This window comes from Labedella gwakjiensis, assembly GCF_003014675.1.
Taxonomy (GTDB): domain Bacteria; phylum Actinomycetota; class Actinomycetes; order Actinomycetales; family Microbacteriaceae; genus Labedella; species Labedella gwakjiensis.
Window position 1 is genome coordinate 2,354,576 of record NZ_PYAU01000001.1, and the last position, 22,049, is coordinate 2,376,624.

The following is a 22,049-nucleotide window of genomic DNA, read 5'->3' on the forward strand; positions in this document are numbered from 1 at the left end:
GCCTGCACTCTCCCCGCGTCCGCCGTCGACCACCGGGATGATCGACGACCTTGAATAGATCGGATCCAGTCAAGTCAGGCAATGATTCGAGGGTGTTACGGCGGCGTCAACTCCCAGATAACTCTCGTGTTTCGTGTTCGTTTCGTGGTGTGGACACGTCGCCGTGGGCTCCGACCGACCGCCGTGTCGACGGCCACCAGAACGCGTCGCCCGTGAGGAAGACGAGCGCCGGGACGAGCACCGTCCGCACGACGAGTGTGTCGAGGAGGACGCCGATGCACACGATGATCCCGACCTGGGTGAGGGCCACGACGGGAAGCACTCCGAGCACGGCGAAGACGGCCGCGAGGAGGATGCCGGCGCTCGTGATCACGCCACCGGTGGACGACAGGGCGCGGATCATGCCCTCGCGCGTGCCGAAGCGAGCACGTTCCTCCCGTGCCCTCGTGGTGAGGAAGATGTTGTAGTCCACTCCGAGGGCGACGAGGAAGAGGAAGGCGTAGAGCGTCACGTTCGCATCGAAGGCGGGGAAGCCGAGCAGGTTGAGGAAGATCCAGTTGCCGGCCCCGAGGCTCGCGAAGAACGTCGCCAGCACACTCAGGATGAGGAGGACGGGCGCCACGAGCGACCGGAGGAGCAGGGCGAGGATGACGAAGACGATGGCGAGGATGATCGGGACGATGAGTCGGAGGTCCGCCGCCGCCGCGTCGTTCGTGTCGAGCGCTGTCGCGTCGGAGCCGCCGACGAGCGCGGACGCGACGTCGCCATCGGCCTCGGCGATGTCGCTCCGCAGCGACCGGATGGTGTCGAACGCCGCGGCGCTCTCGGGTTCCGCGTCGAGCGTGACCGAGAGGGCGGTGAACCCGTCGTTGCTCTCGCCCGTCTGGACCGTGTCGACCCCGTCGACGCCCTCGACGAGAGCGACCGTGTCGTCGACGGCGTCGTCGGGCGTGAGGATCGTCGTGCTGCTCGTGAGCCCCGCGGAGAAGGACTCGTCGATCGTCTCCTGGGCGAGAACGGAGTCAGGCGAGCCGAGGAACTGATCGGTCTGCGAGAGGCCCACCGTGTAGCCTCCCAGGCCGAGGAGGAGGACGCCGATGCCGACGACGGCCGAGACCGCCACGACGGCGGGTCGACGGGAGACCCCGCGACCGAGTCGCGTCCAGAATCCCGGTTTCCGCTCGGCGTGGGCGCCGTGGGCCACGCGGGGGATGAACGGCCAGAAGAGCCCGCGTCCGCAGACGACGAGTGCCGCGGGGAGCACGATGAGCGCGAAGAGGATCGCGATGACCACTCCGACCGCGCATGCGAAGCCGAGTGCCTGGTTGCCGGAGAGGGAGGCGAAGAGCAGCGTGAGGAGGCTGAGCGCGACCGTGCCGCCGCTCGCCGCGATGGCGGGGCCGGCGCTGCGGACCGCCGTCGTCATCGCCGCGTGCCGGTCCTCCTGGACGAGGAGTTCCTCCCGGTAGCGCGCCACGAGCAGGAGGGCGTAGTTCGTCCCGGCGCCGAAGACGAGCACCGAGAGGATGCCTCCGATGGAGGCGTCGATCGTGACCCCGACAGCGTCGGCGAGCCCCGTGACGACGACCCGCGCGAGGCCGTCGGCGGTCCCGACGACGGCGAGCGGGACGATCCAGAGCACGGGGCTGCGATAGGTGACGATCAGGAGCACCGCCACGACGATCACCGTGATGAGGAGCAGCCGGACGTCCGCGCCCGCGAAGGCGCCCGCGACGTCGTCCTGGAAGCCGACGGGTCCGGTGAGTCGCGCGTCGAGGCCGGAGGGGAGATCGTCCGAGGCGAGCTCGCGGAGTTCTGTGGCCGTTCCCGCCACATCGTCCTCGACGTCGGCGGCGTCGAGGGGGACGACGACGAGGGCTGCGGCTCCGTCGTCGCTCACCTGGGGGCTGACGGCCTGAGGCGCCGTCGATACCGTGGCCAGGGCGGACGCCCGCTCGGTGATCGCGGCGAGGTCGTCGTCCGTGAGGTCGGCGCCTTCTCTGCTCCACACGAGGATTCCCACGGTGGCGTCTGCAGAGGGGAACTCCTCTAGGAGCGCCGACACGCGAGCGGACTCGGCGGTGTCGGGGAGACCGGCGCTCGGGAACGCGTCGGATTCCGAGGAGGGGATCACGGCGAAGAGGAGGCCCACGACCACGACGGAGGCCGCAAGAGTGATCCATGCGGTAATGCGGCCACTGAGGAATCGTGCGATCGTCGTCATCGAAAACACCGTGGTCTCTCTACTTACCAAATCTTTTAGCTATCTCAGGTATTAGCATGTCGGACATGGGAGTGGAGCGCAAGCCGGATCGATCGGCGCCGTCGGATGTCGCATCGGTCCGCGAGCGCTACGCCGCTCAGTTGCCGCCGGACTTCCCCGAGCCGTCTCCGATCCCCATGCTCATCCGCGACATCTACCAGCTCTCGCAACGGTTCGAACGCCGGCTGGGGGCGACCCTGGCCGTCAACACGACCGACCTCGCCGCGATGGAGCACCTGATGGAGAACGGTCCGATGACGCCGAGCGAGCTCGCGACGCGGCTCGAGATGTCGACGGCGGCGACCACGCATGTGATCGACCGCCTCGTCGCGGTCGGACACGTGCAGAGGCAGCCGCACCCCGTCGACCGGCGCAAGATCGTCGTCATCCCGGCTCCGGCGTCCGTCGCCCGCGCCTTCACCGAACTCGCTCCGATGATCGCTGGGGTCGGTGCGGCGGCCGACGTCTACGACCCGGAGGAGCAGGCCGTGATCGCCGGGTTCCTCCGCTCCGTCGTCGAGCTCTACGAGGGACTCGTCGACGAACGGCCGACCTCGGGGTCCTGAGTGATCAGACGGCGCGTCGTTCGGGCGGCGTCGTCCGTCGGTGGAGCTCGTCGATGAGCGCCGAGGCGAGTGTCACGAGCGACGCGATCTCGCGATCGTCCCTGTCGACCCACGCGCTCAGGGGCTCGTCGTCGACCGGGACGAATCCCTGGTGCTGCTCCCAGACCACGAGTGTGCGTTCCGCGCCCAGCACGTACTGCTGCCACCACACCTGACGCAGGTAGTGGCGGGGGATCGAGCGCCAGGCCTTCGCCGTGGTCTTGATCTCGCAGAGGAGGAGGCGACCGTCGTGCGTCTCCGCGAGTCCGTCGGGGGTCGCGAGGTGTCGGCGTTCCTCGGCCGCGTGGTAGAGCGCTGAGGAGGGGCGGATGCCGTGGGTCGCGGCCACCCAGCGGGCGATCTCCGGCTCGCGGATGCGCCCGTGGTCGGTGTAGCGGTTCCCGCTGAAGTTCGTGCCGTGCAGCTTCGCCGTGGCGGCGACGTCGATCGATCGTGGCGTCGAGAGCTTAGCCACGTCCGTCGCGGTGATCCCGCGCGATCGTGCACGCAGCCACGCGACCCGGTCGGTCGAATCGGCCACGAGGCGATCGCGGTAGGTCAGCAGCACCCGTCCATTCTGCCCCGTCCCTCCCGACACCGCTCGCTCACACGCCGCCGCGTCCTCTCGCGGGACCCGTGCCCGACCTCTGCCCGACACAGACCCCGAGGTGGAGCGTTCGCGCCGTTCCGCGGCACGACACCGCCGCGTTTCGGCGCGAACGCTCCACCTCCCGGGGGTGTGGGTCAGGAGGGGAGGTACCAGCCGCGCGACGGGTTGTCCACGGAGGGGATCTCGCGAGCGACGGCGGGCGCCGCGACGGGAGCGGCCCATTGCACGCCGTTGGCGAGGACGCGACGGATCTGCGGGTGGAAGTACACGGGGTACTCCTGGTCGCCCGGGCTGAAGTAGAAGATGCGTCCGTGGCCACGCGTGAAGGTCACTCCAGAACGGAACACCTCCCCGCCGGCGAACGAGCTGATGAAGACGAGATCGTCCGGCGTCGGGATGTCGAAAAGCTCCCCGTACATCTCCTGGTGCTCGATCACGATGGGGTGCTCGACGCCCGCGGCGATCGGGTGCGTCGGGGCCACGGTCCAGACCAGCTCGCGCTCCGCCTCGTTCCGCCACTTCAGGGAGCACGTGGTGCCGAGGAGTCGCGTGAAGATCTTCGAGAAATGCCCCGAGTGCAGCACGAGCAGTCCCATGCCGGACAGGACGCGCTGCTTCACGCGCTCGACGATCGCGTCGTCGACCTGATCGTGCGCGATGTGACCCCACCAGAGGAGCACGTCGGTCTCGGCGAGCACCTGCTCGCTCAGGCCGTGCTCGGGGTCGGCGAGCGTCGCCGTGCGCACGACGACCTCGTCGCCGAGCAGCTCGGTGAGCCCCTCGGCGATCGCGCCGTGGATGCCCGCAGGGTAGATCGCGGCGATGTCGGGTTGGGTCGCCTCGTGGACGCCCTCGTTCCAGACGAGTACGCGGATGCTCATCGGGTTGCCTCTCCGTCGGTGATGGTCAGGTCGTTGTCGAGGCGCACCTCTGCGCCGATCCGGGCGGACTCGTACGCTGCGTCGATGATGCGCGCACGGCCGAGCGCGAGGCTCCCGTCGTGCTCGGCCCACGAGGCCTCGTCGGCGACCTGCTCGAGGAAGGTGTCGACGACGGCGGCGTGGCCGCGCCCGGGGTCGGCCTCCACGCTGACGTCGATCTCCTCCTCGGCGTTGCCGCGGAAGATCGTGAGCTCGCCGGACGGGGCGTAGTCGACGACGCGGAGGTCCGCGCCGCCGTCCGTGCCGTACAGGGTGATGCCGAACTCGTCGCCCGTCGACCTGTAAGCGGCCCAGCTCGTCTCGAGCACGATCGAGCCGCCGCCCTCGAGGCGGAGGAGCAGGCTCGCGAGGTCCTCGACCTCGTACGCCGATCCCACCTGCTGCTTGTCGGAGACGGCGCCGCCGAGCCCACGCGGGCCGAGCTCCGAGTGCGTCACGGCCGAGACGGCGAGGACACGCGGCTCTCCGAAGAGGTGGAGCGCGTAGTCGAGCACGTGCACACCGAGGTCGATGAGGGGGCCGCCCCCGGCCATCTCACGGTTCGTGAACCAGCTGCCCAGAGCGGGGATGCCGGCCCGACGGAGCCAGGTGGCTCGAGCGTGGTACGGCCGGCCGATCGTGCCGTCGTCGATCGCGGCCTTGAGGGCTTCGACGTCGCCGCGGCGACGGTGGTTGAACGCGATCTCGAGCACCCGGCCGGACGCGCGTGCGGCGGCGACCATGCCCTCGGCCTCCTCCGCTGTGCGGGCGATCGGTTTCTCGCACAGAACGTGCAGTCCGGCCTCGAGCGCGCCGATGGAGATGGGGGCGTGCAGGAAGGTGGGGACGGCGACGCTCACGGCGTCGAGGCCGCCGGCGGCCACGAGGTCCTTCCAATCGCTGTAGACGTTCGGTACGTCGAACTTCTTCTGCAGGTCGGCGCGCGGTCCGTCCTCCATACCGGCGATCGCGACGAGCTCGACACCGTCGAGTGCGTGATACGCCTCCATGTGCTGCTGCCCGGCCCAGCCGAGCCCGACGACGCCGACGCGAAGCGGGGGTGAGGTGGTACTGGTCGTGGTGGTGGTCATCGTTGTCCTCCTGTTGGGGATGTGGTCGTGATGGTCGAAGAGGGGACGAGGTCCCAGGCGTCGGCGGTGTCGAGGACCGCCTGGATCACCATGATCGCCGCACCCGTGACACCGGCGGTCTCGTCCGATCGGGACTGGACGATGCTGAGGTGCTGCGTGGCGAGGGGGATGGATCGGCGGTAGACCGTCTCGCGGACGCCGGCGATGAGCTGCTCGCCGGCGCGCGAGATGCTTCCCCCCACGACGATCACGGACGGGTTGAGCAGATTGACGATGCTCGCGAGCACGGCGCCGATCTCACGTCCGGCTTCGCGCACGAGGTCGAGCGCCTCCCGATTGCCGTGGCGGACGAGGGCCACCACGTCGGCGCTCGCGTGCGCGTCGACGCCGCGGTCGCGGAGGAGGGCGGCGATGGCCGGTCCGCTCGCGATGCTCTCGAGGTCGCGATCGTCGTCCGCCGGCCGGGTGGAGCCCGGGTGCCACGGCACATGCACGTGACCGAGGTCGCCGGCGGAACCCTGGGCGCCGCGCTGGAGAGTTCCTCCCGCCACGACGCCCGCGCCGATGCCGGTGGAGACCTTGACGAAGACGAGGTCGTCCGCGTCCGGCCACGCTGTGGCGTGCTCGCCGAGGGCGAGGATGTTGACGTCGTTGTCGACGAGGACCGGGACGTCGAACGCCCGTCCGAGCCGGGCGGGGATGTCGAAGCGGTCCCATCCGGGCATGATCGGCGGGTTCACCGGGCGTCCGGTCGAGTGCTCGACGGGGCCGGGGACGCCGACGCCGACGCCGATCAGATCGCCGGCCGGTCGGCCGCTCGCGCGCAGGAGTTCGCGACCCGTCTCGGTGGCCCAGTCGAGCACGGCCTCCGGACCGGCCGCGATGTCGAGCTGCGCCGTCGTGTGGTCGAGCAGGGTTCCCGCGAGGTTGGTCACGCCGACGGTGCCGTGGGTGGCGCCGAGGTCGATCGCGAGAACGATGCGCGACGAGGGGAGGAACGCGATCCGGGCCGGCGGACGACCGCCGGACGACGCCGCCTCCCCGGCGGGACCCACGAGGCCGAGGCCGACGAGCGTGTCGACGCGTGCCGAGACGGTCGAGCGCGACAGGCCGGTGATCTCCATGATCTCCGAGCGGGTGCGGGGCGTGCCGTCGCGGAGGAGCTGCAGGATCTCGCCGACGCCGGTGGCGCGCGCCGATCCGAGACGACTGAGCTCGACCATGTTGTGAGTAAAGCACACGCAACTAACTGTCGACCAGTAAAGACTTTTGATTGACAGACGACAAAAGTGCGTGGCAGGTTGGACCTGGGCACCGGTGCGCCCGCATCGACGCGACCATCCGACCTCGAGGAGAACGAGTGACCTCCGCCAGACTTTCCGTTCAGCTGTACACCGTCCGCGAGCAGGCCGCCGACGACCTCGCCGGCACGTTGCAGCGCATCGCCGACATCGGCTACGAACTCGTCGAGCCCTACGGCTTCGTGAACTTCGGACCCGCTCTCGGCGAGGCGCTCCGAGCCTCCGGTCTCCGTGCCCCGACGACGCACCAGGGCTTCATCGGCCAGGGCGACGCCGAGCTCGACGAGGTCTTCTCGAAGGCCGCGGCCCTCGGGATCGAGACCGTGATCGACCCGCACGTCCCCGAGGAGCGGTGGCAGACGGCCGAGGACGTCCGTGCGACAGCCGAGGCGCTCAACGCCGCGGCCGCCGTCGCCTCGCGACACGGCGTCCGCGTCGGCTACCACAACCACGCGCACGAGATCGCCTCGACGATCGAGGGCGAGACCGCCCTCGAGTTCTTCGCCGGACTCCTCGACGACGGCGTCGTCCTCGAGGTGGACACATACTGGGTCGTCGTCGGCGGCGAGGACCCCGTCGCCCTGCTCGGGCGCCTCGGCGACCGCGTCGTCGCTGTCCACGTCAAGGACGGCTCCGGCACCTCCGACGTGACCGAGCAGGTCGCCGTCGGTTCCGGTGCCCTCCCGGTGGACGACATCGTCGCAGCCGTTCCGAACGCCCTGCACGTCGTCGAGCTCGACGACTCGAAGGGCGACCGGTTCGAGGCCATCGCCGAGAGCTACGCCTACCTCACCGGCGGATCGGACGCCGCGACGAACGGAGCCGACAAGTGAGCGCCGGTCCCGTCGGCGTCGGCATCATCGGAGCCGGCGTCATCAGCAGCCAGTACCTCGAGAACCTCACCGTCTTCCCCGACGTGGAGGTGCGGTTCATCGCCGACCTCGACCTCGATCGCGCGGCCTCTCAGGCGGAGAAGTTCGGGGTCGCCGCATCCGGAACGGTCGACGAGCTCCTCGCGGACGACGGGATCGAGATCGTCGTGAACCTGACGATCCCCAAGGTGCACGTCGAGGTGGCGCAGCGGATCCTCGCAGCCGGAAAGCACGTGTGGAGCGAGAAGCCCTTCGCGCTCGACCGTGTGAGCGGGCAGGAGCTGCTCGACGCGGCCCACGCCGCCGGCCTGCGGGTCGCGACGGCACCGGACACCTTCCTCGGTGCGGGAATCCAGTCCTCGCGCCGCCTCATCGAGTCGGGAGAGATCGGCGCACCGCTCACCGCTCTCACGCTCATGCAGGGGCCCGGCCCCGAATCCTGGCACCCGAACCCCGACTTCCTCTTCCAGGAGGGCGCCGGGCCGCTCTTCGACATCGGCCCGTACTACATCACGGCGCTCGTGCAGTTCTTCGGTCCCGTCAAGCGCGTCTCCGCCGTGGCGTCGAAGGCGAAGCCGTCCCGCGTGATCGGCTCGGGTCCGCGCGCCGGTGAGAGCTTCGATGTGACGGTACCGACCCACGTCGCCGCGTTGTTCGAGTTCGAGAGCGGACAGACCGCCCAGTCCGTGTTCAGCTTCGACTCGAAGCTGCGTCGCACGCAGTTCGAGGTCGCGGGCGTCGACGGCACGCTCACGGTGCCAGACCCGAACATGTTCGACGGCGACCTCCTCGTTCAGGGAGATGAAGACGAGCCGCGGACCGTCGCAGCGGCCGGATCGACGTTCTCCCGGGGTACGGGCGTCGTGGAGCTCGCGCGTGCGATCCGCGCGGGCGTGCCGGAGCGCGCCTCCGGAGAGCTCGCGTTCCACGTGCTCGATGTCATGCAGTCGACGATCGAGGCGGGTGAGAGCGGTGCGCCCGTCGATGTCGCGAGCACGGTCGAGATCGTTCCGCCGCTGCCCGAGGCGTGGGATCCATCGGAGCGGACGCTCTGATCATGGCGTTCGCGACCGGCCTCGGCGTCGGGATCGTCGGCGGCGGTTTCATGGCGGAGGTCCACTCCCGAGCCGCACGCGCGGCCGGAGCGCGACTCGTCGGCGTCTCGTCGTCGTCGGCTGCTCGGGCCGAGGCCGCCGCCGAGCGGCTCGGGATCGAGCGCGGCTACGGCTCGATCGACGAGCTCGTCGACGACCCGCGGATCGGCGTCGTGCACGTCTGCACGCCGAACGCCCTCCACGCCGAGCAGGCCGAGCGCGTCGTCGCTGCGGGGAAGCACGTCGTGTGCGAGAAGCCGCTCGCGACGACGGTCGCCGACGCGCGGCGGCTCACCGACGCAGCGTCGTCCGCCGGGGTCGTCGCGAGCGTCCCCTTCGTCTACCGCTTCCACCCGCTCGTCCGGGAGGCACGCGCTCGCGTCGCGGCGGGGGAGTCTGGTCGACTGCTGACGTTCGCCGCGTCGTACCTGCAGGACTGGCTCCTCCGATCGACGGACGACAACTGGCGTGTCGACGAGGCGTCCGGCGGCCGGTCGCGCGCCTTCGCCGACATCGGATCCCACCTCGTCGACCTCGTCGAGTTCGTCACGGGGGACCGCGTCACGCGGGTGGCCGCGAACACGCGCACGTTCTTCGCCGACCGGGCGGAGCACAGCGCGGTCACGACCGAGGACGCCGTGGCCGCCACGGTCGAGACCGCCTCGGGCGCGATCGGCACCCTGCTCGTGTCGCAAGTGGCCCCCGGCCGGAAGAACCGGCTGCTCGTGGAGTTCTCGGGAGATGCCGAGTCGATCGTCTTCGACCAGGAGCAGCCCGAGACGATCTGGCTCGGTCGACGGGGCGGAAGCGTCGTCCTCCCGCGCGACGCCGAGCAGCTCTCGCCCGATGCCGCCCGCCTGGTCGCCGTGCCGTCCGGTCACCCCCAGGGGTACCAGGACGCGTTCAACGCCTTCGTCGCCGACACCTACGCGGCGATCCGCGGGGAGGACCCCGATGGGCTCCCCGTCTTCGCCGACGGGCTCCGCGCGGGACTCATCACGGAGGCGGTCATGGACGCCGCCGATTCCGGAACCTGGGTCGACGTCGCGTAGACCGCTCCGCCCCGCCCGGACCCCAGCGGCACCCGTCTCGCCCCCCCCAACGCTCCGGGACGAACTCAGCGAGGAGAACGTCATGACCGAATCCACCCACCCCGTCACCCTCTTCACCGGCCAGTGGGCCGACCTGCCCTTCGAGGAGGTCGCGCGGCTCGCGTCCGAGTGGGGCTACGACGGCCTCGAGATCGCCGCGTCCGGTGACCACCTCGATCTGAAGCGAGCCGATGAGGACGACGCCTACCTGAAGAGCCGGCTCGAGATCCTCGACCGCTACGACCTCAGGGTGTGGGCGATCTCGAACCACCTCGGCGGCCAGGCCGTCTGCGATGACCCGATCGACTTCCGACACCAGGCGATCCTCCGACCGTACGTGTGGGGCGACGGCGACGCAGAGGGCGTCAGACAGCGCGCCGCGGAGGACATGAAGCGCTCGGCCCGTGTCGCTCGGAAGCTCGGTGTCGACACCGTCGTGGGCTTCACCGGCTCGAAGATCTGGCCGTACGTCGCGATGTTCCCGCCCGTCGGCGCCGACGTCATCGATGCGGGCTATGAGGACTTCGCGAACCGCTGGAACCCGATCCTCGACGTCTTCGACGCGGAGGGCGTCCGCTTCGCGCACGAGGTGCACCCGTCCGAGATCGCGTACGACCACTGGACGAGCGTGCGCACGCTCGAGGCGATCGATCGCCGACCGGCCTTCGGATTCAACTGGGACCCCTCGCACATGATGTGGCAGGGCGTCGACACCGTCGGATTCATCTGGGACTTCCAGGATCGGATCTACCACGTCGACTGCAAGGACACCCGGCTCCGTCCGAACACCGGGCGGCCCGGCATCCTCGGTTCCCACCTGCCGTGGGGCGACCCTCGGCGTGGCTGGGACTTCGTGTCGACGGGACACGGAGACGTCCCGTGGGAGGACGCGTTCCGCGCGCTGGATGCGATCGGCTACGACGGGCCCATCTCGATCGAGTGGGAGGACGCCGGCATGGACCGCCTGCACGGCGCGAAGGAGGCCGTCGGCTACATCCGCTCGCTGCTCTGGAAGCGCCCGGAGGCGTCCTTCGACGCGGCGTTCAGCAACCAGTAGCTCGCCGGCCGGGAGGGTCCGACGTCAGCCGAGGGGGACGGTGCCGCGCGGGGTCTCGACGTGGAGAGTTACTTCATGCGCCTCCGGCCAACGATCGGCCTCGGCCGTCGGTTCCTCGCCGTCATCGGTGACCTCGATGATCTCGAGCGAGGACAGTCGTCCTTCCCCGATCGACAGCGTGACGACGTAGAGCGTTCCGTCGTCGGTCGCGAATCGAGCCGTGACGGGGAAGGCGGCGTTACCGGGCACCGCGAGAGGCGCGTCGTCGGCCACGGCGAACTGCACGAAGGAGGGGGACCGGAACCGCTCGTCCGTGAAGGTGCGCTCGCGGGCGCCGTCGAGCTGAGCACGCAGCTCCGGCGCCCCGAACGCGTCCGTTCGAGCGAGGAGCGCGGCGGTCAGGGCACGGACCGGGTCGGTCAGGGTTCGGTCCTCCCATCCGAACGCGTCCGGCCCGTGCTGGGTCGCGGCGTTCTCGGCGATGGCGCGGTCGGCGAGGAACGTCGCAGCCGTGAACGCCGCTGAGGTGGCGGCGATCACGAGTCGCGGTCGCCGCACTCCGATGCGTTCGAGTCCTCGCTGCATCCGGGCGTCGACCGCCTCTGCCGCGCCAACGAGGCCGAGCGCCGCTCCCGTGGCCCCGATCGTCGTCCCGATGCGCGCCTCGACGGACGAGATCTCTGCGCGGGTCGTCACCCACGTCATGGCGGCCGTGATGCCGGCGATCCCCGTTCGGTAGAGCGCACGGGCTCCGGGTTTCAGAGGACCGGGATCGATGAGCGACAGCGCCCCGATGGTGATCGTCGACACGACGCCGAACTCCACGCTGCGCGGGTCGGAGAGGCGACGGAGGGATGCAGGAATATCCACTCGTCGAGCCTAACCGCACGCCACGTCGCTCGGCTGGGGGTGGCGCTACGACAGCTGCTGCTGCGCGAGCCGCGAGTGACGACGGCCGTAGAGCAGATAGATCGCCGCCCCGATGATGAGCCAGACGAGGAACCGCACCCATGTGAGCGTCGTGAGGTTGAGCATGAGCCACAGGCACAGCGCGGCGGAGATGATCGGGAGGACGGGCGACCACGGCATGCGGTACGCGATGTCGCGGTTCGGGTACTTCTTCCGGAGCACGATCACCGAGATGCTCACGAGCACGAATGCCGACAGCGTCCCGATGTTGATCATCTCCTCCAGGATCCCCACATCCGTGAGCCCGGCGAGGAGAGCCACGACGGCTCCGGCGCCGATCTGGAGCCGGATCGGGGTGTGCCGTGTCGCCGAGGTCCTGCTCCACGAGCGGGGGAGGAGTCCGTCCCGGCTCATCGAGAAGAGGATGCGCGCGAGGCCGAGGAGCAGCACCATGATGACCGTCGTGAGGCCGAGGAGGATGCTCACCGAGATCACCTGAGCCGCCCAGTCCGCACCGACGGCGATGAACGCCGTAGCGAGCGACGGCGCGTCCGACTCGGCGAGGACCGTGTAGGGCACCATGCCCGTGAGGACGATGCTCACGCCGATGTACAGCACCGTCACGATCCCGAGACCGAGGAAGATGCCGAGAGGGAGGTTCTTCTTCGGGTTCTTCACCTCTTCGGCGCTCGTCGCCACGACGTCGAAGCCGATGAACGCGAAGAAGACGATCGAGGCGCCGGCCAGCAGACCGAAGACGCCGTAGGTCGCGGGCTCCGCGCCGGACAGGAAGGAGAACAGCGACTGGCCCCACACGTCGGCTGCGCCACCCTCGGTGGGCTGCGCCGGCGGGATGAAGGGGGTGAAGTTCTCGGGCTTCACGTAGAACGCGCCGACGACGATGACGAAGAGCACCGTCGCGACCTTGATGACCGTGAACACCGAGCTCACGCGCGCCGAGAGCTTCGTGCCGAGCGCGAGGAGGGTCGTGAAGATCGCGACGATGACGAAGGCCCCCCAGTTGACCTCGAGCCCGAGGACGGGGATCGTCGGCGGCACGCTCCATCCCCAGATCGTGAACACCTCGTCGAGGTAGACGCCCCAGTAGCTCGCGATCACGGCGGCGGCCGTGAGCATCTCCAGGATCAGGTCCCAGCCGATGATCCACGCGAGTCCTTCACCGAGCGTCGCGTACGTGAACGTGTACGCCGATCCGGCGACGGGCACGGAGGAGGCGAACTCGGCGTAGGCCATGATCGCGAGGGCGCACGTGATCGCCGCGAGCAGGAAGCCGATCGAGATCGAGGGGCCCGCGTAGTTGGCAGCGGCGTTCGCGCCGACGGAGAAGATACCGGCGCCCACCGCGACGGCGACGCCCATGATGGCGAGGTCCCACCAGGTGAGCGACCTCGTGAGGGTGCGGCCCTCCGAGTGGGAGTCGGCGATCGACGCCTCGATGCTCTTCGTGCGGGTGAGGCTGGAGATGAATCCCATGGGTGGTGCTCCTTCGTCGCGGCCGATGGACCCGGACTATTCTGCACCGCCGCGCGCCGTCGTCCCAGCGGGACCTCCGAGGCGACACCGGAGCAATCCATAGTCCGTTCATAGGCTCGTGTCGATAATGAGGAACATGACATCTTCCGGTTCTGCCGCCTCCTCACGTCCGGCGCCCTTGACGAAGCCCGACGGCTCGCCCATCCGCGTGCTCGTGGTGGACGACGAGCAGAGCCTGACGGATCTGCTCCGGATGGCGCTCCGGTACGAGGGCTGGGACGTGCGGACGGCCGCCGATGGACACGCCGCGCTCGCCGCGGTCCGGGACTTCCGGCCGGATGCCCTCGTGCTCGACGTGATGATGCCAGGCCTCGATGGACTCGAGGTGCTGCACCGGCTGCGCGCGCAGAACGACGACACCCCTGTGCTCTTCCTCACGGCCAAGGACTCGCTCGACGACCGGCTCGCCGGGCTGACCGCCGGGGGTGACGACTACGTGACGAAGCCCTTCAGCCTCGAGGAGGTCGTCGCGCGACTCCGAGGGCTCATCCGCCGCACGGCCCTGACGTCCGCGGCTAATACCCCGATCATCTCCGTCGGCGATCTCGAGCTGAACGAGGACAGCTACGAGGTGTCCAGGGCGGGCGACACGATCGAACTGACCGCGACCGAGTTCGAGCTCCTCCGCTACCTCATGCGCAACCCGCGACGGGTCCTCAGCAAGCCGCAGATCCTCGACCGCGTATGGAGCTATGACTTCGACGGTCGCGCGAGTGTCGTCGAGCTCTACATCTCCTACCTTCGCAAGAAGGTCGACGCCGGGCGCGAGCCGATGATCCACACGGTTCGCGGCGCCGGCTACATGATCAAGGCCGCCGGCTCGTGACAGCCGCCGGGGCGGACGAGCGGGCAGCTGCGGGCGCCGAGCCGGCTCGGAGTGCGAGCTCCACGAGCTCATTAATGCAGTCGACGACGACGCGCCCTGCCGCCCTCTCCCGTCTCGACGGCTGGTCGCTGCGCCGGAGACTCACGCTCGCGACCGTCGTCCTCATCACGCTCGCGGCGCTCGTCATCGGTCTCGTGAGCATCCTGAGCGTGCGGTCGATCCTGACGCAGCGCCTCGATGACGAGCTCGGGCAGGCGAGCGAGCGCGCATCACGTGCGCCATCGGGCACGCTCCCGTATCCCCTCCCGAGCTTCGGGGAGGACGAGCCGGGCCCCGGCCAGATCATCGGGATCCTCGGCCAATCCGCGGGAACGCTCGGCGTCGAGATCGAGAGCGGGGTGGTCACGTACGCCGGATACCTCGACGAGGACGGGACGAGGCAGGAGCTCGGTCAGCAGGCCTCGTCGCAGCTCGCGGCGGAAGCCGTCATCGGCCGCCCGACGACGGTCGATCTCGGCGGAGACCTCGGTCGCTACCGCGTCGTCGCGATCGAGACGGACGGCGACGAATTCATCGTGGGTCTTCCCATGGACTCGCTCGAGCAGACCGTCTCGCAGTTGATCTGGATCGTCCTCGGCGTGAGCGCCGGAGGGATCGGGCTCGCGACGGTCGTCGCCTATCTGATCGTGCGGGCGAGCGTCAGGCCCCTCGAACGCGTCGAGCAGACCGCCACGGAGGTCTCGCGGCTTCCCCTCGAACGCGGTGATGTCGCCCTCGCCGTGCGCGTGCCCGACGGGGACGCCGACGAGAGGACGGAGGTCGGGCGCGTGGGCGCCGCCTTCAACCGCATGCTCGGCCATGTCGGCCTCGCGCTCGCGGCGAGGCAGGCGAGCGAGGAGAAGGTGAGGCGATTCGTCTCCGATGCGAGCCACGAGCTGCGCACCCCGTTGGCGTCCATCCGCGGGTACGCCGAACTCACGAGGATGTCGCCTGAGGACCTGCCGGAGGACGCGACCTATGCGCTCGGCCGCATCGAGTCGGAGGCGGCGCGCATGACCACGATCGTCGAGGACCTGCTGCTCCTCGCGCGGCTCGATGAGGGGCGGGCGCTCGAGAGGGAGCCCGTCGACATGCGCACGCTCGTCGTGGACGCGGTGAACGACGCCCGTGTCGCGTCGACCGACCACGAGTGGACGGTCGACGTCCCCGCCGAGGACGACGCCCTCTTCGTCACGGGCGACGACTCGCGTCTCTTCCAGGTCGTGGCCAACCTGCTGGCGAACGCGCGCGTGCACACGCCGGCCGGCACGCACGTGCGCACGAGCCTCGAGGCGGTGGCGGACTCGTCGGGGAGCGGCCGCGTCGTCGTGACGGTGGCCGACGACGGTCCGGGAATCGCGGCGGAGACGCTCGATCGTGTCTTCGAGCGCTTCGTGCGCGGGGACAGCTCCCGTTCCCGAGCCACAGGCAGCACGGGGCTCGGCCTCGCGATCGTGCGAGCCGTCGTGGAGGTGCACGGCGGGTCCGTGTCGGTCGACAGCGTGCCCGGCGACACGCGGTTCCGCATCGATCTCCCGCTCGCATCCGACGACCGCTGACCGCGGAGTGACGCTTCGGCGTCTCCGATTGTGGGAACGGCTCGTCATGCGGTACCGTATGACTCATACCGAAGACCGCCGGTTATCGACGTGCGCGCGAGTGCATCCGATCGAAGGCTTCACGGGAGTCACATCCCACCGAAGCGACCTGCGCAGGTGTGTCGAAGTTCGAAGGTTCACCAGAATCCAGGCTCCGCGCGCTTGCGCCGGAGCCTTTTTTGATGCCTGGCGGCGGTCTCGGCCACGTCACCACCGTGACGTGCGAAATGACAACAAGGAGTGGCCATGGCGAACAAGGAAGCCTCGGTTGCCGAACTCACGGAACTTTTCCAGAGCTCGACCGCCGTTCTGCTGACCGAGTACCGCGGCCTCACGGTGGCGCAGCTGAAGCAGCTGCGCACGGACATCCGCGAGGACGCAACGTACGCCGTGGTGAAGAACACGCTGACCAAGATCGCGGCGAACAACGCCGGCATCTCGTCGTTCGACGACGAGCTCGCCGGTCCGTCCGCTATCGCTTTCGTGCACGGTGACCCTGTCGCCGTCGCGAAGGGTCTGCGTGCCTTCGCCAAGGCGAACCCCTCCCTGGTGGTCAAGGGCGGTTACTTCGACGGTAACCCGCTGACCGCCGAAGAGGTAGGCAAGCTCGCCGACCTCGAGTCCCGCGAAGTTCTGCTCGGCAAGCTCGCCGGCGCCTTCAAGGCCTCGCTGTTCGGAGCCGCATATCTGTTCAACGCACCGCTGTCGAAGGCCGTTCGCACGGTCGACGCGCTGCGCGAGAAGCAGGAGTCCGCTGCGTAATCGTCCCCCGGGCGATCATCAGCGGTTGAGTAAACGACACAAGGAGAAGAAATTATGGCAAAGCTGTCAACTGAAGAGCTGCTCGAGCAGTTCAAGGGCCTCACGCTCATCGAGCTGAGCGAGTTCGTCAAGGCGTTCGAGGAGACCTTCGAGGTCACCGCGGCTGCCCCCGTCGCCGTCGCCGGTCCGGCTGCTGCCGGTGGCGCGCCCGCCGAAGAGGTCGAGGAGAAGGATTCCTTCGACGTCATCCTCGAGGCTGCTGGCGACAAGAAGATCCAGGTCATCAAGACCGTGCGCGAGCTCACCTCGCTCGGCCTCGGTGAGGCCAAGGCCGTCGTCGATGGAGCCCCCAAGGCTGTCCTCGAAGGCGCCAACAAGGAGACCGCTGACAAGGCGAAGGCCGCCCTCGAAGAGGCGGGCGCCACCGTCACCCTCAAGTGAGCAGACCCCTTCGGGGGTTCACTGAGGCGCGATGGCGATCGACTCTGACGAGTCGGTTCCGACGCTGATGGATGCGGACTCCGTGTCCGGATACTCACGTATCCGCACAGAGCATTCCGCATCCGTCATGGGCGTCGCCCCTGACGGGGCGACGCCCGTCCGCTTTTAAGCGGCCGAACGTTGTGATGCTCTGCGGCCCTCTCGGGCCTCCCGCTGCGTCGGTGTCCACCGGCGCGGATATCGCCGACCCCGGTCGGCCGCAGAAGAAGGCATCACCATCATGAACAGCAGAACACCGTGGCGTGTGCTCGGTGCCGCGATGAGCCGGGTCCCCGGTATCAGCGCGACAGCCGACCAGGTGGATGCGCGCACCGCGCACCCACCGAGTATGCACCGCAGCCAGCTCGACCCCTCGTCGACCTTCTGGCTGCGCTGACCCACCCGCCCCCACCCCAAAAAGATCTCGATACACCACGGAAACTCGTGCTGTATCGAGATCTTTTTGGTGTGAGGGGAGGGGGGAGTGGGGGATACATAGCTGGGCTATGTATAATTGGGTCAGTGAGTGAAGACATCAACGACCTCAAGAACCTGCTCGGCGAACTCGTCTCGAGCGCCCACCGCGTCACTCGCCTCGCCGCCACCGCGACGGACGACTCCCGCTCTCCCGCCGTCTGGCGCACCCTCAGCGCACTGCGCGCATACGGCCCGATCCGGCTGGGCGACCTGGCGCGACTCAGCCGCGTCACGCAGCCCACCATGACGAAGATCGTCCGCGGTCTCGATGACCTCGACTGGATCAAGCGCATCGTGGACGTCGAGGACAAGCGAGCCTGGCTCATCGCCACGACGCCGAAGGGCGAAGCGGCACTCGACGAGTGGCGCGACACCCTCGCAGCGGCCCTCCTGCCGTACTTCCACGACCTGCCGCCGGCCGACCGTGCCGCGCTGCGGCGCAGCATCGAGGTCCTCGACGAGCGCGCGTCTGTCGCCGACCCCTCAGCTCTCGAGGGGGCGATCGCGTGAGCGGCGCGCTGAATGGGGGTTTCCGCGAACTGATCCGGCAGCCCCGCAGCGTCTGGGCCGTCGCGTTCGCGTGCGTCGTGGCGTTCATGGGCATCGGTCTCGTCGATCCGATCCTCCCGGCGATCGCCGCGGATCTCGACGCGACCGCGACGCAGACATCCCTCCTGTTCACGAGCTACCTGCTCATCACAGGGCTCGCCATGCTCGTGACGAGCTGGCTGTCGAGCCGGATCGGAGCGAAGCGCACACTCCTCCTCGGTCTCGCCCTCATCGTCGTGTTCGCGATCGCAGCCGGGGCGTCGAACTCGGTGGAGGCCGTCATCGGCTTCCGGGCAGGCTGGGGGCTCGGGAACGCGCTCTTCATCTCCACGGCGCTCGCCACGATCGTCGGGGCGACCGCGGGCGGCACAGGCGCGGCCATCGTGCTCTACGAAGCGGCCCTCGGACTCGGCATCGCGATCGGCCCGCTCGTGGGCGGCCTGCTCGGTTCCGTCAGCTGGCGCGGCCCGTTCTTCGGCGCGGCCGCGCTCATGGCCATCGGATTCATCGCCATCGTGACGCTCCTTCGGACGGACGGCGCGCGGCCGACGCCTCAACCCCTCTCCGCCCCGTTCCGAGCGCTCACCGTTCCGGCGCTCGCGGTCCTGGCCGTGACAGCCCTGTTCTACAACATCGCGTTCTTCGTCCTGCTGGCGTACACGCCCTTCGCCCTCGAGGCCTTGGGGATCGACGACGCGTTCACCCTCGGGCTCGTGTTCTTCGGCTGGGGTGTGGCCCTCGCGGTGACGAGCGTCGCCGTCGCTCCCGTCCTCACGAAGCGGCTGCGCCGCACCTCGGTGTTGGCCGGCGGGTTCGTGCTGCTCGCAGCCGACCTCGCGGCGATCGCCGTCCTGTCCGGTTCGCTCACGGGAATCATCGTGTGCGTGGTCGTGGGTGGTCTGATCCTCGGCGTCATCAACACCGTGCTGACGGAGGCCGTCATGGAGGCGACGGACCTGCCCCGCACGGTCGCATCGTCGGCGTACTCGGCCGTGCGCTTCCTCGGCGGAGCGGTCGCCCCGCCGGCGGCGGCGGAGCTCGCCCGGCACTTCGGGACCCCGGCGCCGTACGCGACGGCCGCGGGTTCGGCCGTCCTCGCCCTCGTCGTGCTCCTCGTCGGTCGACGGGTGCTCGGCCGCGTGGACTCACCGATCGTCGATCCGGTCGAGGAGGCGCAGGCCGTCGGTGCCGGTGACGCCTGAGTCATCGGCCACCGCTCGCGATCCCTCGGCGCCCTGCGTCGGGGGATCGCTCACATCAGGAGGGGTTCGCCCCGTCACCGCGCGGGGGCGCGGTGGAGCTGCGCACCACGAGGCGCGTCGGGTGCAGCAGGACCTCGGTCTCGTGAGGACCTCCCGAGAGGACTCCCATGAGGAGTTCGACGATCGCAGTGCCCTGATCCCGAGGTGACTGCTCGACGGTCGTGAGGGAGAACATCTCCGCGTACTCGTGGCCGTCCACGCCGACGACGCTGAGGTCGCTCGGCACGCCGACGCCGGTCCGTCGAGCGGCGACGATCGTGCCGACGGCCACCTCGTCCGACGCGGCGGAGATCGCCGTCGGACGTGTCCGCGGATCACCGATCACCTGCACGCCGGCCGCGTATCCCCCGGGGACCGACATGTCGCTCGGCACGTAGAGGACGTGTTCGCCGAGGCCCGCATTCTCCATGGCCTCGATGTACCCCGCGAGGCGACGTCCGTGCACCGAGGTCGTCAGATCGTCCGTGCGCTCCCCGCCGATGTGGACGATCCGGGAGTGTCCGAGCCCGATGAGGTGCTCCGTCGCGAGTCGTGAGACGGCGACGTCGTCGATCGACACCGAAGTGATGCCCGGAAGCTGTCCTCCGAGCGCGACGACCGGCCGATCGAGGGAGACGAGGCGCTCGAGTTCGTCGGGAGACGGTTCTATCCCGATCGTGATGATCCCGTCGAACCTCTTCCGGGCGAGGAAGTGCTCGAAGATGCGCGCACGAGAGGCGGAGCCCGGCCGGACGTTGTAGAGGGTGAGGTCGTAGTCGCACGCGAGGAGCGCGTCCTCGAGACCCTCGAGGACCTCGCCGAAGTACCACCGGTTCACGAACGGGATGATGACACCGACGTTCTTCGTGCGCCCCGTGACCAGACTGGCCGCGTTGGGGGACGCGACGTAGCCGATGACACGAGCAGCGTCGATGACGCGTTGGCGGGTGCCCTCCGAGACGTAGCCGCCGCCGGTGAGCGCACGGCTCGCCGTGGACTTCGAGACGCCGGCGAGCGCCGCGACGTCGGCGATTCCACTCATGGCAGCGCATCCCTCCCTTGGGTCGGCAACCCGAGGCTAACGCACGTTCATCACGAAATGGAAACGGTTCCCTATCGCCGTGCCCGTTGCATCGTGAGAGCGCTCTCATTGTTTCGCCTGGTCGGCGGCGGGATTGTGGTATGTGAGTTCATGAGAGCGCTCTCACCCTGTGAGCACAGGTATATCGTTTCGTGATCTTCACGAGTTGTGCATCCCTCTGGCGTGCCATAACGTGTGCATGGAACCGGTTCCCGATTTGTCGGTGATCGACCCGAGCCCGCGGCAGCATGTGCGCCGCGGCGCACACACTCAACGAGGAGGAACTTGATGCGAATCACTTCACGGGGGCGAGTTCTCGCACCCATCGCCGCGATCGGCGTGATGGGCCTGGCCCTCACAGCCTGCTCCGGCGGTCCTGGCGGCGGACCCGGATCGGGCGGCGGCGCGGGCGAGGCCGACGGCAAGGTGACCGTCTACGGCACCATCGCCGACACAGAGGCCGAGCTTCTCGAGGAATCCTGGAAGACCTGGGAAGAAGAGAACGACATCGACATTGTCTACGAGTCCTCCAAGGAGTTCGAGACGCAGATCTCCGTTCGCGCGCAGGGCGGCAACGCTCCCGACATCGCGATCTTCCCGCAGCCCGGTCTCATGGGAGACCTCGCGACGCGCGGCTACCTGAAGGAAGCACCCGAGTCCGTGGTGTCGAACATCGACGAGTACTGGTCGACCGACTGGAAGGCGTACGGCACCGTCGACGACGTCGTCTACGGCGCGCCGCTCATGGCGAGCGTCAAGGGCTTCGTCTGGTACTCCCCGTCGCAGTTCGAGGAGAACGGCTGGGAGGTCCCCACGACCTACCAGGAGCTCCTCGACCTCACGGCGACGATCCAGCAGAGCACGGGCGAGGCGCCCTGGTGCGCGGGCTTCGGCTCCGACGCCGCCACGGGTTGGCCCGGAACCGACTGGGTGGAGGACCTGGTCCTGCGCCAGGCCGGTGCGGACGTCTACGACCAGTGGGTGGCCAACGAGATCCCCTTCACCGACCCGCAGATCAAGGAAGCCTTCGAGGCTGTCGGCGAGATCCTCAAGAACCCGGACTACGTGAACGCGGGCTTCGGTGACGTCGCCTCGATCAACACCACGCCGTTCGGCGACCCGGCCGGCGCCCTCGCCGACGGTACGTGCGCCCTGCACCACCAGGCGTCGTTCTTCGACGGCTTCATCACGGACGCCGGCGCGACCGTGGCAGAGGACGGCGACATCTGGGCCTTCGTGACCCCGTCGATCGACGGTTCGGGTAACGCTGTCACGGGTGGTGGCGAGATCGTCGGCGCCTTCAGCGACGACGAGGAGACCGTCAAGGTCCAGGAGTACCTGTCGAGCCCCGAGTGGGCGAACAGCCGCGTGAAGCTCGGCGGCGTCATCTCCGCCAACACGGGTCTCGACCCGGCCAACGCCTCCAGCGGAATCCTCACGCAGGCCATCGAGATCCTCCAGGACCCCGAGACCACGTTCCGCTTCGACGCGTCCGACCTCATGCCGAGCGCCGTCGGTGCCGGCACGTTCTGGAAGGGCATGATCGACTGGATCAACGGAACCGACACCGACACGGTCCTCGAGCAGATCGAGGCCGGCTGGCCGTCGGACGGCTAAGCAGCATCAGGT

21 protein-coding genes are annotated in these 22,049 nt (G+C 69.0%); 13 read left to right on the forward strand and 8 right to left on the reverse strand.

Annotated features, from left to right (window positions below):
* Positions 1-106: 106 nt before the first annotated feature.
* A complete protein-coding gene (locus CLV49_RS11135; RefSeq protein WP_106563609.1) occupies positions 107-2,224 on the reverse strand; it encodes an MMPL family transporter in 2,118 nt (705 codons plus the stop codon).
* A gap of 56 nt (positions 2,225-2,280) precedes the next feature.
* On the opposite strand from CLV49_RS11135, the gene CLV49_RS11140 reads away from it, so the two are divergent.
* On the forward strand, positions 2,281-2,829 hold the full coding sequence (locus CLV49_RS11140; protein WP_106563610.1) for a MarR family winged helix-turn-helix transcriptional regulator: 549 nt from the start codon (positions 2,281-2,283) through the stop codon (positions 2,827-2,829).
* A 4-nt stretch (positions 2,830-2,833) separates the two neighbouring features.
* Here the strand turns inward: CLV49_RS11140 and CLV49_RS11145 are convergent, their stop codons facing one another.
* From CLV49_RS11145 to CLV49_RS11160, 4 genes are all read right to left on the reverse strand, one after another.
* The gene (locus tag CLV49_RS11145) at positions 2,834-3,436 is read right to left on the reverse strand and encodes a YqaJ viral recombinase family protein (RefSeq protein ID WP_243696606.1); all 603 of its coding nucleotides are present in this window, start codon (positions 3,434-3,436) and stop codon (positions 2,834-2,836) included.
* Between the two features lie 176 nt (positions 3,437-3,612).
* Positions 3,613-4,359, reverse strand: coding sequence for a ThuA domain-containing protein (locus tag CLV49_RS11150; RefSeq protein ID WP_106563612.1), 747 nt, complete (start codon positions 4,357-4,359; stop codon positions 3,613-3,615).
* Positions 4,356-5,489 (reverse strand): Gfo/Idh/MocA family protein, encoded by a 1,134-nt coding sequence (locus tag CLV49_RS11155; protein ID WP_106563613.1) that lies wholly within the window; start codon positions 5,487-5,489, stop codon positions 4,356-4,358. Before CLV49_RS11155 ends, CLV49_RS11150 begins: the two co-directional genes overlap by 4 nt.
* On the reverse strand, positions 5,486-6,712 hold the full coding sequence (locus CLV49_RS11160; RefSeq protein WP_106563614.1) for an ROK family transcriptional regulator: 1,227 nt from the start codon (positions 6,710-6,712) through the stop codon (positions 5,486-5,488). Before CLV49_RS11160 ends, CLV49_RS11155 begins: the two co-directional genes overlap by 4 nt.
* A gap of 137 nt (positions 6,713-6,849) precedes the next feature.
* On the opposite strand from CLV49_RS11160, the gene CLV49_RS11165 reads away from it, so the two are divergent.
* From CLV49_RS11165 to CLV49_RS11180, 4 genes are all read left to right on the forward strand, one after another.
* Positions 6,850-7,623, forward strand: a complete 774-nt coding sequence (locus CLV49_RS11165; RefSeq protein ID WP_106563615.1) for a sugar phosphate isomerase/epimerase family protein — start codon at positions 6,850-6,852, stop codon at positions 7,621-7,623.
* Positions 7,620-8,717, forward strand: a complete 1,098-nt coding sequence (locus tag CLV49_RS11170) for a Gfo/Idh/MocA family protein (protein WP_106563616.1) — start codon at positions 7,620-7,622, stop codon at positions 8,715-8,717. Before CLV49_RS11165 ends, CLV49_RS11170 begins: the two co-directional genes overlap by 4 nt.
* 2 nt (positions 8,718-8,719) lie before the next feature.
* A complete protein-coding gene (locus tag CLV49_RS11175; protein ID WP_106565037.1) occupies positions 8,720-9,808 on the forward strand; it encodes a Gfo/Idh/MocA family protein in 1,089 nt (362 codons plus the stop codon).
* 82 nt (positions 9,809-9,890) lie between these two features.
* Positions 9,891-10,904 (forward strand): sugar phosphate isomerase/epimerase family protein, encoded by a 1,014-nt coding sequence (locus CLV49_RS11180; RefSeq protein ID WP_106563617.1) that lies wholly within the window; start codon positions 9,891-9,893, stop codon positions 10,902-10,904.
* 24 nt (positions 10,905-10,928) lie between these two features.
* Here the strand turns inward: CLV49_RS11180 and CLV49_RS11185 are convergent, their stop codons facing one another.
* Positions 10,929-11,774, reverse strand: a complete 846-nt coding sequence (locus CLV49_RS11185; RefSeq protein WP_106563618.1) for a hypothetical protein — start codon at positions 11,772-11,774, stop codon at positions 10,929-10,931.
* Between the two features lie 45 nt (positions 11,775-11,819).
* Complete coding sequence (locus CLV49_RS11190; protein WP_106563619.1) at positions 11,820-13,307, reverse strand: APC family permease; 1,488 nt, start codon at positions 13,305-13,307, stop codon at positions 11,820-11,822.
* 136 nt (positions 13,308-13,443) lie between these two features.
* Here CLV49_RS11190 and CLV49_RS11195 point away from each other — a divergent pair, with 136 nt between their 5' ends.
* The 7 genes from CLV49_RS11195 to CLV49_RS11220 all read left to right on the forward strand — a co-directional run bounded on the left by CLV49_RS11195 (position 13,444) and on the right by CLV49_RS11220 (position 19,300).
* Complete coding sequence (locus CLV49_RS11195) at positions 13,444-14,193, forward strand: response regulator transcription factor (protein ID WP_208019791.1); 750 nt, start codon at positions 13,444-13,446, stop codon at positions 14,191-14,193.
* A 74-nt stretch (positions 14,194-14,267) separates the two neighbouring features.
* Positions 14,268-15,791 carry a sensor histidine kinase gene (locus CLV49_RS11200; RefSeq protein ID WP_106563621.1) on the forward strand — a complete coding sequence of 508 codons (1,524 nt, stop codon included), beginning with the start codon at positions 14,268-14,270 and terminating at the stop codon, positions 15,789-15,791.
* A gap of 285 nt (positions 15,792-16,076) precedes the next feature.
* Complete coding sequence (gene rplJ, locus CLV49_RS11205) at positions 16,077-16,592, forward strand: 50S ribosomal protein L10 (protein WP_106563622.1); 516 nt, start codon at positions 16,077-16,079, stop codon at positions 16,590-16,592.
* A gap of 54 nt (positions 16,593-16,646) precedes the next feature.
* Positions 16,647-17,033 (forward strand): 50S ribosomal protein L7/L12, encoded by a 387-nt coding sequence (gene rplL / locus CLV49_RS11210; RefSeq protein WP_106563623.1) that lies wholly within the window; start codon positions 16,647-16,649, stop codon positions 17,031-17,033.
* Positions 17,034-17,313: 280 nt separating this feature from the next.
* Complete coding sequence (locus CLV49_RS18355) at positions 17,314-17,469, forward strand: hypothetical protein (RefSeq protein ID WP_158261959.1); 156 nt, start codon at positions 17,314-17,316, stop codon at positions 17,467-17,469.
* Between the two features lie 125 nt (positions 17,470-17,594).
* Positions 17,595-18,059: a MarR family winged helix-turn-helix transcriptional regulator gene (locus tag CLV49_RS11215; protein WP_243696605.1), complete on the forward strand. Its 465-nt coding sequence runs from the start codon at positions 17,595-17,597 to the stop codon at positions 18,057-18,059.
* On the forward strand, positions 18,056-19,300 hold the full coding sequence (locus tag CLV49_RS11220; protein ID WP_243696604.1) for an MFS transporter: 1,245 nt from the start codon (positions 18,056-18,058) through the stop codon (positions 19,298-19,300). Before CLV49_RS11215 ends, CLV49_RS11220 begins: the two co-directional genes overlap by 4 nt.
* 55 nt (positions 19,301-19,355) lie before the next feature.
* Here the strand turns inward: CLV49_RS11220 and CLV49_RS11225 are convergent, their stop codons facing one another.
* Complete coding sequence (locus CLV49_RS11225; RefSeq protein WP_106563624.1) at positions 19,356-20,381, reverse strand: LacI family DNA-binding transcriptional regulator; 1,026 nt, start codon at positions 20,379-20,381, stop codon at positions 19,356-19,358.
* A gap of 327 nt (positions 20,382-20,708) precedes the next feature.
* Between CLV49_RS11225 and CLV49_RS11230 the strand changes: the two genes are divergently transcribed.
* Positions 20,709-22,037 carry an ABC transporter substrate-binding protein gene (locus CLV49_RS11230; protein ID WP_106563625.1) on the forward strand — a complete coding sequence of 443 codons (1,329 nt, stop codon included), beginning with the start codon at positions 20,709-20,711 and terminating at the stop codon, positions 22,035-22,037.
* The last annotated feature ends 12 nt before the right edge of the window (positions 22,038-22,049 follow it).

Excerpts from the sequence above, each read along its gene's own strand:
- CLV49_RS11160 (WP_106563614.1), bottom strand. The coding sequence starts at position 6,712 with ATGGTCGAGCTCAGTCGTCTCGGATCGGCGCGCGCCACCGGCGTCGGC.
- CLV49_RS11155 (WP_106563613.1), bottom strand. The coding sequence starts at position 5,489 with ATGACCACCACCACGACCAGTACCACCTCACCCCCGCTTCGCGTCGGC.
- CLV49_RS11175 (WP_106565037.1), top strand. The coding sequence starts at position 8,720 with ATGGCGTTCGCGACCGGCCTCGGCGTCGGGATCGTCGGCGGCGGTTTC.
- rplL (WP_106563623.1), top strand. The coding sequence starts at position 16,647 with ATGGCAAAGCTGTCAACTGAAGAGCTGCTCGAGCAGTTCAAGGGCCTC.
- CLV49_RS11230 (WP_106563625.1), top strand. The coding sequence starts at position 20,709 with ATGCGAATCACTTCACGGGGGCGAGTTCTCGCACCCATCGCCGCGATC.
- CLV49_RS18355 (WP_158261959.1), top strand. The coding sequence starts at position 17,314 with ATGAACAGCAGAACACCGTGGCGTGTGCTCGGTGCCGCGATGAGCCGG.
- CLV49_RS11195 (WP_208019791.1), top strand. The coding sequence starts at position 13,444 with ATGACATCTTCCGGTTCTGCCGCCTCCTCACGTCCGGCGCCCTTGACG.
- CLV49_RS11190 (WP_106563619.1), bottom strand. The coding sequence starts at position 13,307 with ATGGGATTCATCTCCAGCCTCACCCGCACGAAGAGCATCGAGGCGTCG.
- CLV49_RS11180 (WP_106563617.1), top strand. The coding sequence starts at position 9,891 with ATGACCGAATCCACCCACCCCGTCACCCTCTTCACCGGCCAGTGGGCC.
- CLV49_RS11140 (WP_106563610.1), top strand. The coding sequence starts at position 2,281 with ATGTCGGACATGGGAGTGGAGCGCAAGCCGGATCGATCGGCGCCGTCG.
- CLV49_RS11150 (WP_106563612.1), bottom strand. The coding sequence starts at position 4,359 with ATGAGCATCCGCGTACTCGTCTGGAACGAGGGCGTCCACGAGGCGACC.
- CLV49_RS11225 (WP_106563624.1), bottom strand. The coding sequence starts at position 20,381 with ATGAGTGGAATCGCCGACGTCGCGGCGCTCGCCGGCGTCTCGAAGTCC.
- rplJ (WP_106563622.1), top strand. The coding sequence starts at position 16,077 with ATGGCGAACAAGGAAGCCTCGGTTGCCGAACTCACGGAACTTTTCCAG.
- CLV49_RS11135 (WP_106563609.1), bottom strand. The coding sequence starts at position 2,224 with ATGACGACGATCGCACGATTCCTCAGTGGCCGCATTACCGCATGGATC.
- CLV49_RS11200 (WP_106563621.1), top strand. The coding sequence starts at position 14,268 with ATGCAGTCGACGACGACGCGCCCTGCCGCCCTCTCCCGTCTCGACGGC.